The 13649-nt window shown below is 70.4% G+C and carries 11 protein-coding genes; 10 read left to right on the top strand and 1 reads right to left on the bottom strand.

All coding sequences use genetic code 11. The features are described 5' to 3' along the window. The first annotated feature begins 327 nt into the window (after positions 1-327). Complete coding sequence (locus tag ACIQM3_RS17025) at positions 328-1335, top strand: hypothetical protein (RefSeq protein WP_401624585.1); 1008 nt, start codon at positions 328-330, stop codon at positions 1333-1335. A gap of 111 nt (positions 1336-1446) precedes the next feature. Next, positions 1447-2976: an amino acid permease gene (locus ACIQM3_RS17020; RefSeq protein ID WP_401624583.1), complete on the top strand. Its 1530-nt coding sequence runs from the start codon at positions 1447-1449 to the stop codon at positions 2974-2976. A 22-nt stretch (positions 2977-2998) separates the two neighbouring features. On the opposite strand, the gene ACIQM3_RS17015 is transcribed toward ACIQM3_RS17020, so the two are convergent. Beyond that, the gene (locus tag ACIQM3_RS17015) at positions 2999-3763 is read right to left on the bottom strand and encodes a sulfite exporter TauE/SafE family protein (protein WP_401624581.1); all 765 of its coding nucleotides are present in this window, start codon (positions 3761-3763) and stop codon (positions 2999-3001) included. Between the two features lie 146 nt (positions 3764-3909). Here ACIQM3_RS17015 and ACIQM3_RS17010 point away from each other — a divergent pair, with 146 nt between their 5' ends. The 8 genes from ACIQM3_RS17010 to ACIQM3_RS16975 all read left to right on the top strand — a co-directional run bounded on the left by ACIQM3_RS17010 (position 3910) and on the right by ACIQM3_RS16975 (position 13586). Then, positions 3910-5025: a substrate-binding domain-containing protein gene (locus tag ACIQM3_RS17010; RefSeq protein WP_401624579.1), complete on the top strand. Its 1116-nt coding sequence runs from the start codon at positions 3910-3912 to the stop codon at positions 5023-5025. Between the two features lie 101 nt (positions 5026-5126). Continuing rightward, positions 5127-6494, top strand: a complete 1368-nt coding sequence (locus ACIQM3_RS17005; protein WP_401624577.1) for an ABC transporter substrate-binding protein — start codon at positions 5127-5129, stop codon at positions 6492-6494. A gap of 47 nt (positions 6495-6541) precedes the next feature. Next, positions 6542-7543, top strand: coding sequence for a carbohydrate ABC transporter permease (locus tag ACIQM3_RS17000; protein WP_401624575.1), 1002 nt, complete (start codon positions 6542-6544; stop codon positions 7541-7543). Next, complete coding sequence (locus tag ACIQM3_RS16995) at positions 7540-8415, top strand: carbohydrate ABC transporter permease (RefSeq protein ID WP_401624573.1); 876 nt, start codon at positions 7540-7542, stop codon at positions 8413-8415. The genes ACIQM3_RS17000 and ACIQM3_RS16995 overlap by 4 nt, the downstream gene beginning before the upstream one ends. Positions 8416-8452: 37 nt before the next feature. After that, positions 8453-9481 (top strand): hydroxyacid dehydrogenase, encoded by a 1029-nt coding sequence (locus ACIQM3_RS16990; RefSeq protein ID WP_401624571.1) that lies wholly within the window; start codon positions 8453-8455, stop codon positions 9479-9481. After that, positions 9478-11370: a DUF2264 domain-containing protein gene (locus ACIQM3_RS16985; protein WP_401624569.1), complete on the top strand. Its 1893-nt coding sequence runs from the start codon at positions 9478-9480 to the stop codon at positions 11368-11370. The genes ACIQM3_RS16990 and ACIQM3_RS16985 overlap by 4 nt, the downstream gene beginning before the upstream one ends. A gap of 382 nt (positions 11371-11752) precedes the next feature. Continuing rightward, entirely contained in the window at positions 11753-12418 is a 666-nt protein-coding gene (locus ACIQM3_RS16980; protein WP_401626426.1) for a fascin domain-containing protein, read from the top strand. Positions 12419-12686: 268 nt separating this feature from the next. After that, positions 12687-13586, top strand: a complete 900-nt coding sequence (locus ACIQM3_RS16975; protein WP_401624567.1) for a hypothetical protein — start codon at positions 12687-12689, stop codon at positions 13584-13586. Positions 13587-13649 lie beyond the last annotated feature (63 nt).

The raw sequence follows: 13649 nt of genomic DNA, 5'->3' as shown, positions 1-13649 counted from the left end.
ATCATTTGGTCCCTACGCCCACAGTCGTGCAGACCACGCCCTGCGTCAAGCCTCCCAGAACATCCCGTCAGGAGCCGCCGGGCGTGATCAACGTCCGGTATATGGAAGCTACTTGCGTAAGATCCGCACAGTCGCCGGAAGGCGGGCACGCGGCGCTCTACACTCACCGCCGAGTGGACAACCGGACGATGACCAACGGCAGTTCACTACCGAACCGCACAACCCCCCACGTTCCTTGAGGATTCATGACGAGAAGAACCTGCGCCGTGCCGCTGTGCCCGGCTCACCGCCCCGCCCCCACCGCGTGTTCAGGGGCGGGGCGCATACATGGCTACCGGTGACTTCCGGCCGGTCTACCACCCCGCTGGGCACGATCACCCTCTGCGTGTGGCGTTACAGGATCTGCGTACCGGCCGTTGGCTCGCCATGCGGAATCTGCTGGAGAGCACCCCGGACTGGGCGCTGTGGACCCAGCGGACCCAGGTCCTCGCGGCCGTGGCGGCGGGTTCCGACACGGTCCACGCCTGGCTGGCCGAGGAGCCTCGGAGTGTGGCGGCGGCGGTGATGCACGCCCGGGTGACGGTGGAGCGCGCCGTCCGCGCCCACCGGGAGAGGCACCCGAGAGCCCAGGAGCTGTGGCAGGAGGCGTGGGAGGGGTGCCGCTCCGCCGCGCACGCCTCGCCCGCGGATCCTGTGCCGTGGGTATGTCTCCTGGCCCTGTCCCAGCTCGACGAGGGACAGCGCCTGGAGGAGCACCGCCTGCTGCCGCCGGGCCCGATGCTGTTCCCCGGGCCGTGGGGCCTCCTGGCGGAGGCGGACAAACGCGATCCTTTCAATCGCGAGGCGTACCACCGGATGCTGCAGTTCGTCTATGCGCGACAGCCGGGCGGCACTCTCTCCGAGGCGGTCAACTTCGTCCAGTGGGCGGCCTCTTCAGCCCCGGAGGGCTCCGCGCTCCATGTGCTGCCGCTGTACGTCCGGGTGGAGCGCTACCGGCGCGAGCACGGCAACGAGCGGGCACTGGACCTGCACTGGGTCACCGAGGACGGCGAGCGGGATGCCCGGCGCGCCCTGCGCATCTGGTTCGCCGCGGCGGACCCGGCCGCCCGGTCCCTGCTCGACCTCAACCACCTGGCGCACGCGCTGTGGGGTTCGCTCCGGTTCGCCGACGCCGCCCCGGTGTTCCGGGCGATGGGCCCGTACTACACGTCCGTCCCCTGGGCCCACCGCACCCGTGCACCGCAGGATCCGGCCGGTACCGAGGACGTCTTCCTCCGGGCCCGGAGCCGCTGTCTGGCCGCCGAGCCCGGGCCGGGGAGGGAGCCGCCCGGCTGACCGGCCGGTGTCCCTCCGTGGACCGTGCGCCTGTCCGGCCGCTGCTCCGTCCCCACGATTCCCCCCGTCCCCCGTCCCCCGTCCCCCTTCCCCCACCTGGAGGTCGTCTCCATGTCCATATCCGCCTCGACCCCGTCGAGCACGGAGCCCACGCCGCACAAGGACGAAGAGCAGCGGCTGCGCGAGCTCGGCTATCAGCCGGTGCTGGCACGCCGCATGGGCGGCTTCGGCAACTTCGCGATCAGCTTCTCCGTCATCTCGATCCTCTCCGGCTGCATGACGCTGTACGGCTTCGGCATGTCCACCGGTGGCCCGTCCGTGATGCTCTGGGGCTGGGCCGGCGTCGGCCTGTTCGTGCTCTGCGTGGGCATGGCTCTGGCCGAGGTCACCAGTGCGTACCCGACGTCCGGGGCGCTCTACTACATGGCCGACCGGCTCGGTGGCCGTAAGTGGGGCTGGTACACCGGGTGGCTGAACCTGCTCGGTCTGCTGGGCGCGATCGCCGGCATCGACTACGGGGCCGCGCTGTTCACGGGCGCTCTGCTCAATCTGCAGTGGGGGTTCGATCCCACCCCCGGCTCCACGATGGTGATCTTCCTCTGCATCCTGCTGCTGCACGCCGTGCTGAACCTCTTCGGGGTGCGCCTGGTCAGTGTGCTCAACTCGATCAGCGTCTGGTGGCACCTGGCCGGTGTCGCCGTGATCGTGACGGTGCTGGCGATCGTGCCCGCGAACCACCAGTCGCCGTCGTTCGTCTTCACCGAGTTCGTCAACGACACCGGCTGGGAGAACCCGATCTATGTGGCGGCGATCGGTCTGCTCCTGGCGCAGTACACCTTCTGCGGCTACGACGCCTCGGCCCACCTGTCCGAGGAGACCTCGAACGCTTCGGTGACGGCGGCCAAGGGCATCGTCCGCGCGATCTGGGTCTCGTGGATCGCCGGTTTCGTCCTGCTGGCCGGACTGACCTTCGCCATCCAGGACTACGCGGGTACGCAGAACAGCGCCACCGGGGTCCCTCCCGCCCAGATCCTGATCGACGCGCTGGGGACGTCGGGCGCCACCGCCATGCTGCTGATCGTCATCGCGGCTCAGCTGTTCTGCGGCAACGCCGAGGTGGCGGCCGCGAGCCGGATGGTCTTCGCCTTCAGCCGTGACAACGCGCTGCCGGGCTCCGCGCTGTGGCGGAAGGTGAGCGCGCGTACGCAGACTCCGGTGCCCGCCGTGTGGCTGTCGGTCGCTGTCGCGGCGCTGCTGGCGGTGCCGTCGCTGTACTCCGCGACCGCGTACGGCGCGGTCACGGCGATCAACGTCATCGGGATCACACCCGCGTACGCCATCCCGATCTACCTGAAGCTGCGCGCCGGGGACCGCTTCCAGCGCGGCCCCTGGCACCTCGGCCGCTGGTCCAAGCCGATCGGCTGGATCGCCGTGGTGTGGGTCGCCGTGGTGACGGTGCTCTTCCTGCTGCCGCAGTCCTCGCCGGTGACGATCGACTCGATGAACTACGCGTCGATCGCCCTGGTCGCCGTGCTGGTCCTGGCCACGGTGTGGTGGTTCGTCGCGCGCCGTTCGTACAGCACCCCGGCCGCGTACGGGAACGCCCGTGAGCAGGCGGAGATCGCCGAGGGCATCGTCTGACATCCGCTCCCCCGGGCGGTCTTCAGCGCAGCAGCAGCTGGAGGCCGCCCAGGACGGTGGCTCCGATGACGATCCGGTCGAAGAGCTTCTGGTTGATCCGGCCGACGCAGGCACGGCCGAGGTAGGCGCCCGGGACGACGAACAGCACCAGGGCCGCGTCCAGCATCAGCGACTGCGCGTCGATGAGACCGAGTCCCACGCTGAAGGGCACCTTGGACGTGTTGACGATCAGGAAGAACCACGCCGACGTCCCCAGGAAGCCGAGCTTCCGGAATCCCGCGGACAGCAGGTAGAGCGACATCACGGGGCCGCCCGCGTTGGCGACCATGGTCGTGAAGCCGCCCAGCACCCCGTAGGTCCGGGCCTTGAGGCGCCCGCCGCGCGAGGGTTCGTCCGTGTCCTCTTCCGCGGGCGGCCGGGGACGGGCGCGCCGGCGCCAGAGGGTGACGCCCGCCATGAGGAGCAGGATCGCGCCGATCGAGCGGGCCACGGCCTCGTCGTCGGCCCACAGCATGAAGACCGTGCCCGCCACCACGCCCGCGGCGACGGCGGGGAAGAGCCGCAGCAGTGTGGGCCAGTGGGCGTGCCGACGGTAGACCAGCACGGCGAGGATGTCACCGGCGATCAGGATCGGGAGCAGAACTCCGGTCGATTCGCGGGCCGGCAGTACGGCCGCGAAGACCGCGAGGCTGATCGTGTTGGCACCGCTGACGGCCGTCTTGGAGAAGCCGACGAGCAGGGATGCCGCCGCGAGCGCGGCCAGTGGCCACAGGGTGATGGTGTCCATTCCGGATCAGATGGTAGACACATCTTCCTCTCGGCGGATCATCGTTCCATCCTGTGAGCGTCTTGAGCGGCGGTCCCTCGCTATGCTGCGATCATTCAGAGAAACGTTCAAACGAACATCGCACAGCGGTAGGCAAGGGGGCCAGCATGCGGGAGCCGGTTGAGCTGAGGCGCAAGCGCATTCTCGCGGTGGTGCACGCACGCGGTGCCGTCAAGGTGAGTTCGCTGGCCGACGAGCTGGACGTCTCGGCGGTGACGCTGCGGCGGGATGTGGAGGAGCTGGCCAGGACGGGGATGCTGCGGCGCGGGCACGGGGTGGTCCGTCCGATGGGGGACGCCACGCGCACGACTGCCGTGCCGGCCGCACGGAACGGGGAGCCGGCCGGGGACGCGATCGCGCTGGTCGTCCCGGAGCGGCATTCGTATCTGTACGAGACCCTCTACGGCGCCAGGACCGCCCTGGAGGAGGCCGGGAAACGCATCACCCTGCACATCACCCCGCAGATGGCCGGGGCCGAACGGCCGCAGGTGGAGCAGGCCTTGGCCGCGGGCGTGAGCGGGTTGCTGATCGCCCCCCGGTGGCGGAGCGCCGCCGGCGAGGAGGCGGACTACGAGTGGCTCGCCGAGTTGGAGGTGCCGACGGTCCTGATGGAGCGGCGGCCCCGGTCCGGCAGCGCGCTGCACGCCATGGACTCGGTGTGCTCCGACCACTGGTACGGGATCCACCTCGCCGTGGACCACCTGATCTCGCTCGGCCACCGCCGGCTGGTCCTCGCCGCCAGGAACGACAGCCCGACGGCGCGCTCGATACGGGCCGCGTTCGCCGACATAGCCGCCTCCCGGCCCGAGGTGGAGGACTGGTCCGTGGTGCTCAGCTCCCCGAACGCGGGCCCCGGGGAGCCCGGCACACGGGAAGTGGTCCCGGATCTCACGGCGCTGCTGAGGGAGCGCGGTGTGACCGGCGCCGTCCTGCACGGCGACGAGGACGCCCTGATGCTGGTCCAGCGGCTGGCGGAGAACGGCTTCCGGGTGCCGCGGGACTGCTCCGTGGTGGCGTACGACGATGTCGTCGCGGCGCTGGGCAGCACCGCCCTCACCGCGGTCGCCCCGCCGAGGGCCGAGATCGGGCGGGCGGCGGCGGAGCTGCTTCTGCACCGGCTGGCGCACCCGGCCGGCACCACCGGGCCCGTGCGCAGGGTGGAGCTGCTCCCCCGACTCGAAGTGCGCGGATCGACCCAGGAGTTGCCCCACATCGATAACTGATCGTTTGAACACTTCAATCTTCTTTTGATCGATCTATTGACCGCTACCGATCAGCCGATCAGTATTCCCGTGTCTCGAATCAGGAGCCGCGGGAGGCGCACATGCCTGGTCGACAGAGCCGTCGATCCGTGCTCGCCACGATCGCCGCACTGCCTCTGACGGGCGCGCTCAGCGCCTGCGGAGGTGGTGGCGGAGACACACGATCGGGCGGTACGAGCAGTACCGGCAGGAACGTAAGCAACAGGACCGGCAGGAAGACGCGGATCACCTTCTGGTCCGCCCTGCGGGGCAGTCAGGAGGTCGTGGACGCGTTCAACCGCGGTCACGACACCATCGAGGTCGACTACCAGCAGGTCCCCTCCGGGACCCAGGGCGGCTACGCCAAACTCAGCAGCGCCGCACGGGCCGGCAACGCCCCGGACGTCGCCACCATCGAATACATGCAGGTCCCGGGCTTCGCCATCGACGGGGTCTGCCGCGACATCACGGATCTGGTCGGTGCAGGGCTGCGGTCGAAACTGCTGCCGCAGGCCCTGGGACTGACCACCTTCGAGAAGCGGGTGTTCAGCGTCCCGCTCGACATAGAACCGATGGTGCTGCACTACCGCACCGACCTCTTCGAGCGGTACGGGCTGACCGTCCCGCGTACCTGGGAGGACTTCGAGGACGCGGCAAGGAGCGTACGGGGCAGGAGCGGTGACCGTCGGATGGCGCTCTTCCCCACGGACGGTGACACGCACCTCGCCGCGTTCGCGTGGCAGGCGGGCGCCCAGTGGTTCGACACGAGCGGCGGCGTCTGGAACGTGTCGCTCGCCGACGCGCCCACCCGACGTGTGTCCGCCTTCTGGCAGCGGCTGACCGACCAGGACCTGGTCTTCATGAACGCGGTGGAGAGCCGTCAGAGCGACGTCCAGATCGGCAACGGCCTGGTGCTCAGCCGGCTCAGCGGCGCGTGGGACGCCGGCGCCCAGATGAAGGCCCGGCCGAAGCAGACGGGGAAGTGGGCACTCGCACCGATCCCCCAGTGGGATCCGGCCGACCCCGGTGTCGGGACCCATGGCGGCTCGACCTTCGCGATCACCAAGGACAGCGCGCACCCGGAGGCCGCGATGGAGTTCATCGAGTGGCAGGTCTCGCATCCGGACGCTCTGCGGGCCCGGCTCTCCAGCGGTGCGAGCAGTCAGTACCCCGCCGCGCCGGGCCTGGTCGACGTGGGCCGCAAGGCCTTCGACCGGGCCTACTACGGCGGGCAGGACATCTACACCCTCTTCGAGCAGGAGGCGCGGAAGATCCGCCCGGGCTGGATCTGGGGCCCCCGCATGACGGCCACCGGCAGGCTCATGAAGGACGGACTGGCGCGGGCGAGCGGAGGCCAGGGCTCCATCCTCGGAGCGGTCCGGGCGGCGGAGGAGGGCACCATGCCCGACCTCAAGGCGCTCGGTCTCTCCACCACCCGGCGCTCCACCTGACAGGCGACCCGCATTCCGTTCCCAGCAGCAGAGAGGCAGGTGACACCATGACCAGCGCCACCCCTGTGTCCGCACCGGCAAACGCCCCCGCCCGGCCGTCGCCGGAGCGTCCGGCCGCCGCCGCGCCGGCGCCCACCGCCCGCAGGTCCGCCCGGCGTCGTGAACTCGGCGCCTGCGGCGTCCTGATGACGCCGTTCTTCGTCCTTCTGGTGACCGTCTTCCTGATCCCGGTCGCCACCGCCGTCTATCTGAGTTTCTTCAGCGACGACCAGCCCGGGCTCGGCTTCGGCCCGGAGCGGACGGTCTTCGCAGGGCTCCGCAACTACGCCGCCGTACTGGCGGACCCGACGTTCCTCAGCGGTCTCGGCGTCGTCGCCCTGTACTGCGTGGTCTACATCCCGCTGATGGTGATCGGCGCCCTCGTGCTGGCGCTGCTGCTGGACTCCGGGGTGGTCCGCCTGCGCGGCACCGTCCAGCTCGCCCTGTTCCTGCCGCACGCCGTGCCGGGCATCATCGCGGCTCTGATCTGGCTTTATCTGTACACGCCCGGCATCAGTCCGGTCATCGACCTGCTCGGCAGGGCCGACCTCACGGTCGACTTCCTCGGGGTGCACATGGTGCTCCCGTCCATCGTGAACATCGCGCTGTGGAGCAACCTCGGCTACAACATGGTCGTGTTCTACGCCGCCCTGCAGGCGGTCCCCCGCGAGGTCATCGAGGCGTCGGTCGTCGACGGCGCGGGCCCGGTCCGCACGGCCCTCCAGGTCAAGGCCCCGCTGGTGCGGTCGTCGATCGTCATGGTCGCGATGTTCACGCTCATCTTCGCGCTCCAGCTCTTCACCGAGCCGATGCTGCTCAGCCAGTCGACCCCGATGATCAACTCGCGCTTCTCCCCCAGCATGTACATCTACGACGCGGCCTTCACCCGCAACAACTACGGCCTCGCGGCGGCCGCCTCGGTCATCCTGCTCCTGTGCACGATCGCCCTCTCCTACGGCGTCACCCGCTGGACCAACCGCGCCGACGCCGCCGAGGAGGGCTCCCGATGAGCGCGTCGACCGTTTCCCGTACCGCCTCACCCCTGCGGCCCCGGCTCCTCGGGCGCTCCGTCGTCAACCTGGTGGTCTTCGTCTCGGTGCTCTACACCCTGCTGCCGGTGCTGTGGCTGGCGCTCGCCTCCACCAAGGACCGGGACGCCCTGTTCAGCAGCGACATCCTGTCGACGAGCGGCTTCTCCTTCGTCCAGAACATGAAGGACCTCTTCGCCATGGACGGCGGGCTGTACGGCCGCTGGTACGGCAACAGCCTGCTGTACGCGGTGCTCGGCGCGGCCCTCGGAGCGCTGGTCAGCGTCGCCTGCGGCTACGCCTTCGACAAGTACCGCTTCGCGCACAAGGAGAAGCTGTTCGGCCTGGTGCTGGCCGCCGTCATGGTGCCGCAGACCGTGCTCGCCCTGCCGCTCTACCTGATGGCCTCCGGCGCCGGTCTCGTGAACACCTTCTGGGCGGTGTTCATCCCCGTCCTGTTCAATCCGTTCGGTGTCTATCTCGGCCGGATCTTCAGCCAGGGGTACGTGCCCGACGAGGTGCTGGAGGCCGCGCGGATGGACGGCGCGGGCGAACTGGCCGCCTACTTCCGGGTGGCGCTCCGCATGCTGGGGCCGGGTCTTGTCACCGTGTTCCTCTTCCAGCTCACCGCCATCTGGAACAACTTCTTCCTGCCCATGGTGATGCTCTCCGACCAGGACCTGTATCCGGTCAGCCTCGGCCTGTACTCCTGGAACAGCGCCGCGTCCGTTTCACCCGAGTACTACCCCGTCGTCGTCATGGGCTCGCTGCTCGCGGTGCTGCCCCTGATCCTCGCCTTCGCCCTGCTCCAGCGATTCTGGCGGTCCGGTCTGACGGCGGGCGCCGTCAAGTAGCCGTGCCGCCCCGCCCGGACCACCGCACAGGAGAACCATGCCCAGCACTCCCCCCGCACCCCGCCGGCCGCGCGCCGCGCTCGCCATGGGAGCGGAAGCCGCAGCCGCGGTGCTCTCCCCCGACTCCCTGGCGGCGCTGGCCGAGGTGTGCGATCTCGCGCCACTGCCCGCGATCGACGACTTCACGACCGAGGAGGCCAGGGCCGTACTCGCGGACACGGAGCTCCTGATCACCGGCTGGGGCTGCCCGCCGATCCATGCGGGTGTCCTGGCCGCCGCTCCCGCGCTGCGGGCCGTGGTGCACACGGCGGGCTCGGTACGCGGCCATGTCACCGACGCCTGCTGGGACAGGGGCATCGAGGTGTCGTCGGCCGCGGCGGCCAACGCGCTCCCGGTCGCCGAGTACACCGTCGCGATGATCCTGCTGTCCGGCAAGCGGGCCATCGAGCGGGCCGTGGAGTACCGGGCCACCCGCATTCGCGACAACTGGCTCGCGATGCCTCCCGGTGTCGGCAACTACCGCCGCACGGTGGGCATTCTGTCCGCTTCCCTGATCGGCCGACGGGTGATCGAACTGCTCCGGCCGTACGACCTGGAGGTGCTGCTCCACGACCCGTACGTCACGGACGAGGAGGCCGCCGGGCTCGGTGTCCGCCCCGTCTCCCTGGCGGGACTCTTCGTGGAGAGCGACGCGGTCAGCGTCCACACCCCGCTGTTGCCCGCGACCACAGGGCTGGTCAGCCGCGGGCTGCTCGCCTCGATGCGGCCCGACGCCGTCCTGATCAACACGTCCCGCGGCGCGGTCGTCGACCAGGACGCCCTCGCCGACGTACTGCGTGCCGGCCGGATCCGGGCGGTGCTCGACGTCACCGACCCCGACCCGCTGCCGGCCGGCCATCCGCTGTGGGACTGCGACAACGCGCTCATCACCCCCCATCTCGCGGGTTCCCAGGGCAACGAGCTGCGGCGGCTGGCCGATCTGGCCGTCGGCGAGATCGCCCGGTGGGCCGCCGGCGACGGCTTCACCCATCCCGTACGACGCGAAAGGCTGGCTTTTCTCGCATGACCTCCACTCCCTTTCACCTCCCCTCCGAGGACCGCGCGCGGAGCCCGTACACCGGCTACACCCGGGACCACTGGGAAGCCGTGGCGGACGGCCTGCTGGACGCCGCCTGGAAGTGGGCCACCCCCGGCCGGGCCCTCCTCGACCTGCCGGGCCGCCCCTCCCGCTCCGGGGTCCGGTCCGACGGCCTGGAGGGCTATGCCCGTACGTTCCTCACCGCCGCGTTCCGGGTCGCCGGCGCGGAGGGCAAGGATCCGCACAACTGGCTGGAGCGGTACGCCGAAGGGCTCACCGCCGGTACGCGCTCGGCCGGGCGGGACGAAGCCGAGTCCTGGCCGCTGATCCTGGACCACACCGTCTTCGGCCAGCCGATGGTGGAATCGGCCTCGGTGGCGATCGGGCTGCGGCTCACCCGGCCGTGGCTATGGGACCGGCTGGACGCCACCACGCAGGACCGTGCGGAGGAGTGGCTGCGGGGCGCCCTGCGGCACACGCCCGCACCCAACAACTGGTATCTCTTCCCCTTCTCCGTCGCCGGGTTCCTGGAGTCGGTGGGGCGGGGCGACGCGGAGACGGCGCGGGCCCGGCAGCGGGCGCTCGACCTGCTGGAGGTCTGGTATCGCGGCGAAGGCTGGTACGCCGACGGGGACGGGCGCGCCTTCGACCACTACAACGGCTGGGCGCTGCACCTGTATCCGGTGCTGGACGCGTATCTGTCGGGCGACGCGGAGTTGTCCGCGCACTACGGGGCACGGCTGAGCGAACATCTGGAGAGCTTCTCGCTGATGTTCGGCGCGGACGGCTCTCCGCTGCACTTCGGGCGTTCCCTCACCTACCGGTTCGCGGCGGGGGCGGCGGTCGGGATGGGCGCCGTGTCCGGGCACACCCCTCTGGCTCCGGGCGTCTCGCGGCGGCTGATCAGCGGTTCGCTGCGGTACTTCCTGGAGCGCGGGTCGGCCGGGGACGACGGTCTGCTGAGCCTGGGCTGGCACGGGCCGCACGACGCGACGCTCCAGGTGTACTCCGGCCCGTCGTCGCCGTACTGGGCGTCGAAGGCCTTCGTCGCCCTGCTCGCCCCGGCGGAGCACCCGCTGTGGACGGCGGAAGAGGAGCCCGCCCCCAGCGAGGGCCCGGACCGGGTGCTGGCGCTCCCGTCACCGGGGCTGCTGGTGCAGTCGACACAGGCGGACGGCGTGGTGCGGCTGCACAATCACGGCAGTGACCATGTCCGGCCGCACGAGGGCGAGACGGCGGACGTCTCGGACCCGCTCTACGCGCGCCTCGCGTATTCGACGGCCACCGGTCCGACGGCGTCCGCGAACACCGCGGACAACCATCTGTCGGTGCGGGTCGGTGGCTCCCGCAGCAGCCGGGTCCTCATCCACCCGCTGGGCGCGGGGCACGGCGAGGGCTGGGGCTGGGCCGCGTCCTGGCACCGCCCGGTCTTCCCGGAGGGCCCGCCGACGGTGCCGGGGCTGCGGGTGGAGAGCGTCACGGTCGTCCGGGGGATGTACGAACTGCGGGTGCACCGGATCCTGGGCGCGCCCGCCGGGACACGGGCCGAGCTGACGGGCTGGGCGACGGACCCCCAGGGCACCGTGCGTTCGGCGTTGCACGGGCTGTACGGCTGGGAGGGACCGGAGGACGTACGGGCCCCACAGGGCACGGCGTTCACCCGGTGGGCCGTGCTGCCCCGGCTGGGTGCCGATGTGGAGGGAACCGAGGTGCTGGTGGCGCTGGCCTCGCTCACCGGGGAAGCGGACGCCGGGCCCCTCGGCGCGGCGGTGAGCGGGGTGGACGTGAACGGGGAGACGGTCACGGTGCGCTGGGCCGACGACGGTGCGACGACCCGTATCGGTTTCGCACCGCTGGAGGTCACCCACGTTCCCTGAGCCGCTCGGCAAACGGAGAGTTTCACTTGTCTTAACGGAATACTGCGGAACCGGTAATGCAACGGGGCCTTTCCCGGAACTCCACAGAATCCCCTGAAATCATTTCCTGAGATCACGTCGCGCCGTTACGCTGAGCCCGCTCCGCCGAGTGGTGGTGAAGCGACTGCCGAAACGCCCAGGGAGGGGCGTGGACAGCAGTTTCGGGGTGGGGAATTCAGGGGTCAGCTCCGCCATGCCGTGGAGACGGCTGACGGCGCACGTCTGGAATCGTGCCGCTCATTCGGCGAGTCCGCCGAATGAGCGACCGGAAACCAGGGCGAACCCCTTTGTCCCGCAGGCCCGGAATTCCTTTGACGACAAGTGAGGAAGACCTGTGCGACGCATCACGTCCGTTTTTCTGTCCCTGAGCGCCCTTCTTGCCGCCTCCGCGCTGGCCGTACCCGCGGCCGGGGCGGCACCGGTGGCGGACAGGCCGGCCGCCGTACCCAGCGGCTGGGACGCGGTGGACGGCACTGAGCTGGCGCGCATCGCCCAGGGGGCAGATGCCCGGCAGGCTCCCTTGGCCGCCGGTGAGGGAGTCTCCGCCACGGCCGGGGAGACCGAACTCGTAGCCCTGCAGTCGGGCCGCAACGCGCAGTTCGTCGCCACCGAGGTGAACTACTCCGCTCCGAACACCGGTGTGCTGCGGGCCCGTTCCGTGGAATTCGGCGGGTCCTGGGAGGGCTTCGCATTCGAGTGGGACGACACCTTGGAGACGTTCGCCATGAAGTCCCTGGCGAACAACCGCTATGTGGCGGTCGAGAAGAACTACACCGGCAACGCGCAGAACGTGCTGCGCGCGCGTTCCACGAGCGTGGGCGGCTGGGAGCGGTTCGTCCTGTACTACAACGAGGTCCTGGACCGCTGGGCACTCCAGTCCACGCTGAACGGGCTGTTCGTCACCATGGAGAACAGCTACACCGGATCGCTCCAGTACGTGCTCCGTGCCCGGTCGGCAGACATCACCGGGGCCTGGGAGGAGTTCGTCCTCTACGACCTCGGCGCCTGACACACGGCCGATGCGCCTCGGCGCCCGCGGGCGCCGAGGCGCGAGTCTTGTCCGGGTGTGCGGACGGCTCTCGTGATTCCAGGGCGACCCGGACCCGCATTCCGTTCACAGCAGCCACAGATGTTGGCTGAAAGATCAACCAGTCACTCCTGAAACACAGTTGTCGCCGGCTTCCCCTCTTGTCAGACTCTTCCCGCCGCGGACGGGAGACCCTCGTCGGCGGAGCCAGAACCGTCTTCCCAGGGGGGAAACACACATGAAACTCACCATGCCCGGACGTGCTCTGGCCAGAGGTGCGGCCGTGTTCGCGCTGGCCCTGACCCTGGCGACCGGTACGACGGGGCTGCTGTCCGGACCTCAGGCCCATGCCCAGCCGGTCACCGACGGGACCCTGGCCTTCAGCGGGGACGAGGGGGACTGGATCAGCGGCGGCGGGTCCTACTCCTACTCGACGGACTCCGAGGACAAGGTGTCGGTGACCGGGTCGAGCGACAACCGGGTGGTCTCGCTGTCCGTCGACGGGGCCAACGGGGACTGGTGGTACCTGGACCTCGCGGCTCCGGAGGGCGCCGCCCTGGCGCCCGGCACCTACGCGGGGGCCACCCGGTACCCGTTCAACGAGGCGGCCGAACCGGGCCTGGACCTCGGCGGGAACGGACGCGGCTGCAACACCCTCACCGGCAGCTTCACCATCACGGCCGTGGAGTTCGGCCCGCTGGGGTACGTGAAGGAGCTCGACGCCTCCTTCGAGCAGCACTGCGAGGGCGGCGAGTCCGCCGCGCGTGGTGAAGTGCACATCGACAACCCTGCCCCGCCCGCCGAGCTCGGTCTCGGCCTCGCCGTGGCGCTCGACGGTACGGCGAGCACCCTGAACGGCAAGGCCACCCTGCACGGCACGGTGAGCTGCAACAAGTCGGCCAAGGTGGAGGTGGCCGGCGACGTCACGCAGGTGAAGCGCCAGCAGCTCATCCGGGGCTCCTACTCCACTTCGGTGGAGTGCGTCCCTGGCGCACCGGTCGCCTGGACCGCGAAGGCCGTCCCCACCGGGTCGGTGCCGTTCCAGCGCGGTGACGTCGAGGTCGAGGCCCGGGCCACGGCGACGGACCCGGACTACCAGCAGCCGGTGACCGTCAGCGAGACGGTCGCCGTCCACCTGACCCGGGGCTGACGCAACCCGGCGCCGCGCCCGCGGGCCCCGCCCCCTCTGGGTGCCTGGCCCCGCGAGCCCGGC

The organism is Streptomyces sp. NPDC091271 (assembly GCF_044757505.1).
Lineage (GTDB): Bacteria > Actinomycetota > Actinomycetes > Streptomycetales > Streptomycetaceae > Streptomyces.
The sequence above is the reverse complement of the archived record's forward strand: the minus strand, read 5'-3'. Positions and strand labels throughout refer to the sequence as shown.

Excerpts from the sequence above, each read along its gene's own strand:
- ACIQM3_RS17025 (WP_401624585.1), top strand. The coding sequence starts at position 328 with ATGGCTACCGGTGACTTCCGGCCGGTCTACCACCCCGCTGGGCACGAT.
- ACIQM3_RS17020 (WP_401624583.1), top strand. The coding sequence starts at position 1,447 with ATGTCCATATCCGCCTCGACCCCGTCGAGCACGGAGCCCACGCCGCAC.
- ACIQM3_RS17015 (WP_401624581.1), bottom strand. The coding sequence starts at position 3,763 with ATGGACACCATCACCCTGTGGCCACTGGCCGCGCTCGCGGCGGCATCC.
- ACIQM3_RS17010 (WP_401624579.1), top strand. The coding sequence starts at position 3,910 with ATGCGGGAGCCGGTTGAGCTGAGGCGCAAGCGCATTCTCGCGGTGGTG.
- ACIQM3_RS17005 (WP_401624577.1), top strand. The coding sequence starts at position 5,127 with ATGCCTGGTCGACAGAGCCGTCGATCCGTGCTCGCCACGATCGCCGCA.
- ACIQM3_RS17000 (WP_401624575.1), top strand. The coding sequence starts at position 6,542 with ATGACCAGCGCCACCCCTGTGTCCGCACCGGCAAACGCCCCCGCCCGG.
- ACIQM3_RS16995 (WP_401624573.1), top strand. The coding sequence starts at position 7,540 with ATGAGCGCGTCGACCGTTTCCCGTACCGCCTCACCCCTGCGGCCCCGG.
- ACIQM3_RS16990 (WP_401624571.1), top strand. The coding sequence starts at position 8,453 with ATGCCCAGCACTCCCCCCGCACCCCGCCGGCCGCGCGCCGCGCTCGCC.
- ACIQM3_RS16985 (WP_401624569.1), top strand. The coding sequence starts at position 9,478 with ATGACCTCCACTCCCTTTCACCTCCCCTCCGAGGACCGCGCGCGGAGC.
- ACIQM3_RS16975 (WP_401624567.1), top strand. The coding sequence starts at position 12,687 with ATGCCCGGACGTGCTCTGGCCAGAGGTGCGGCCGTGTTCGCGCTGGCC.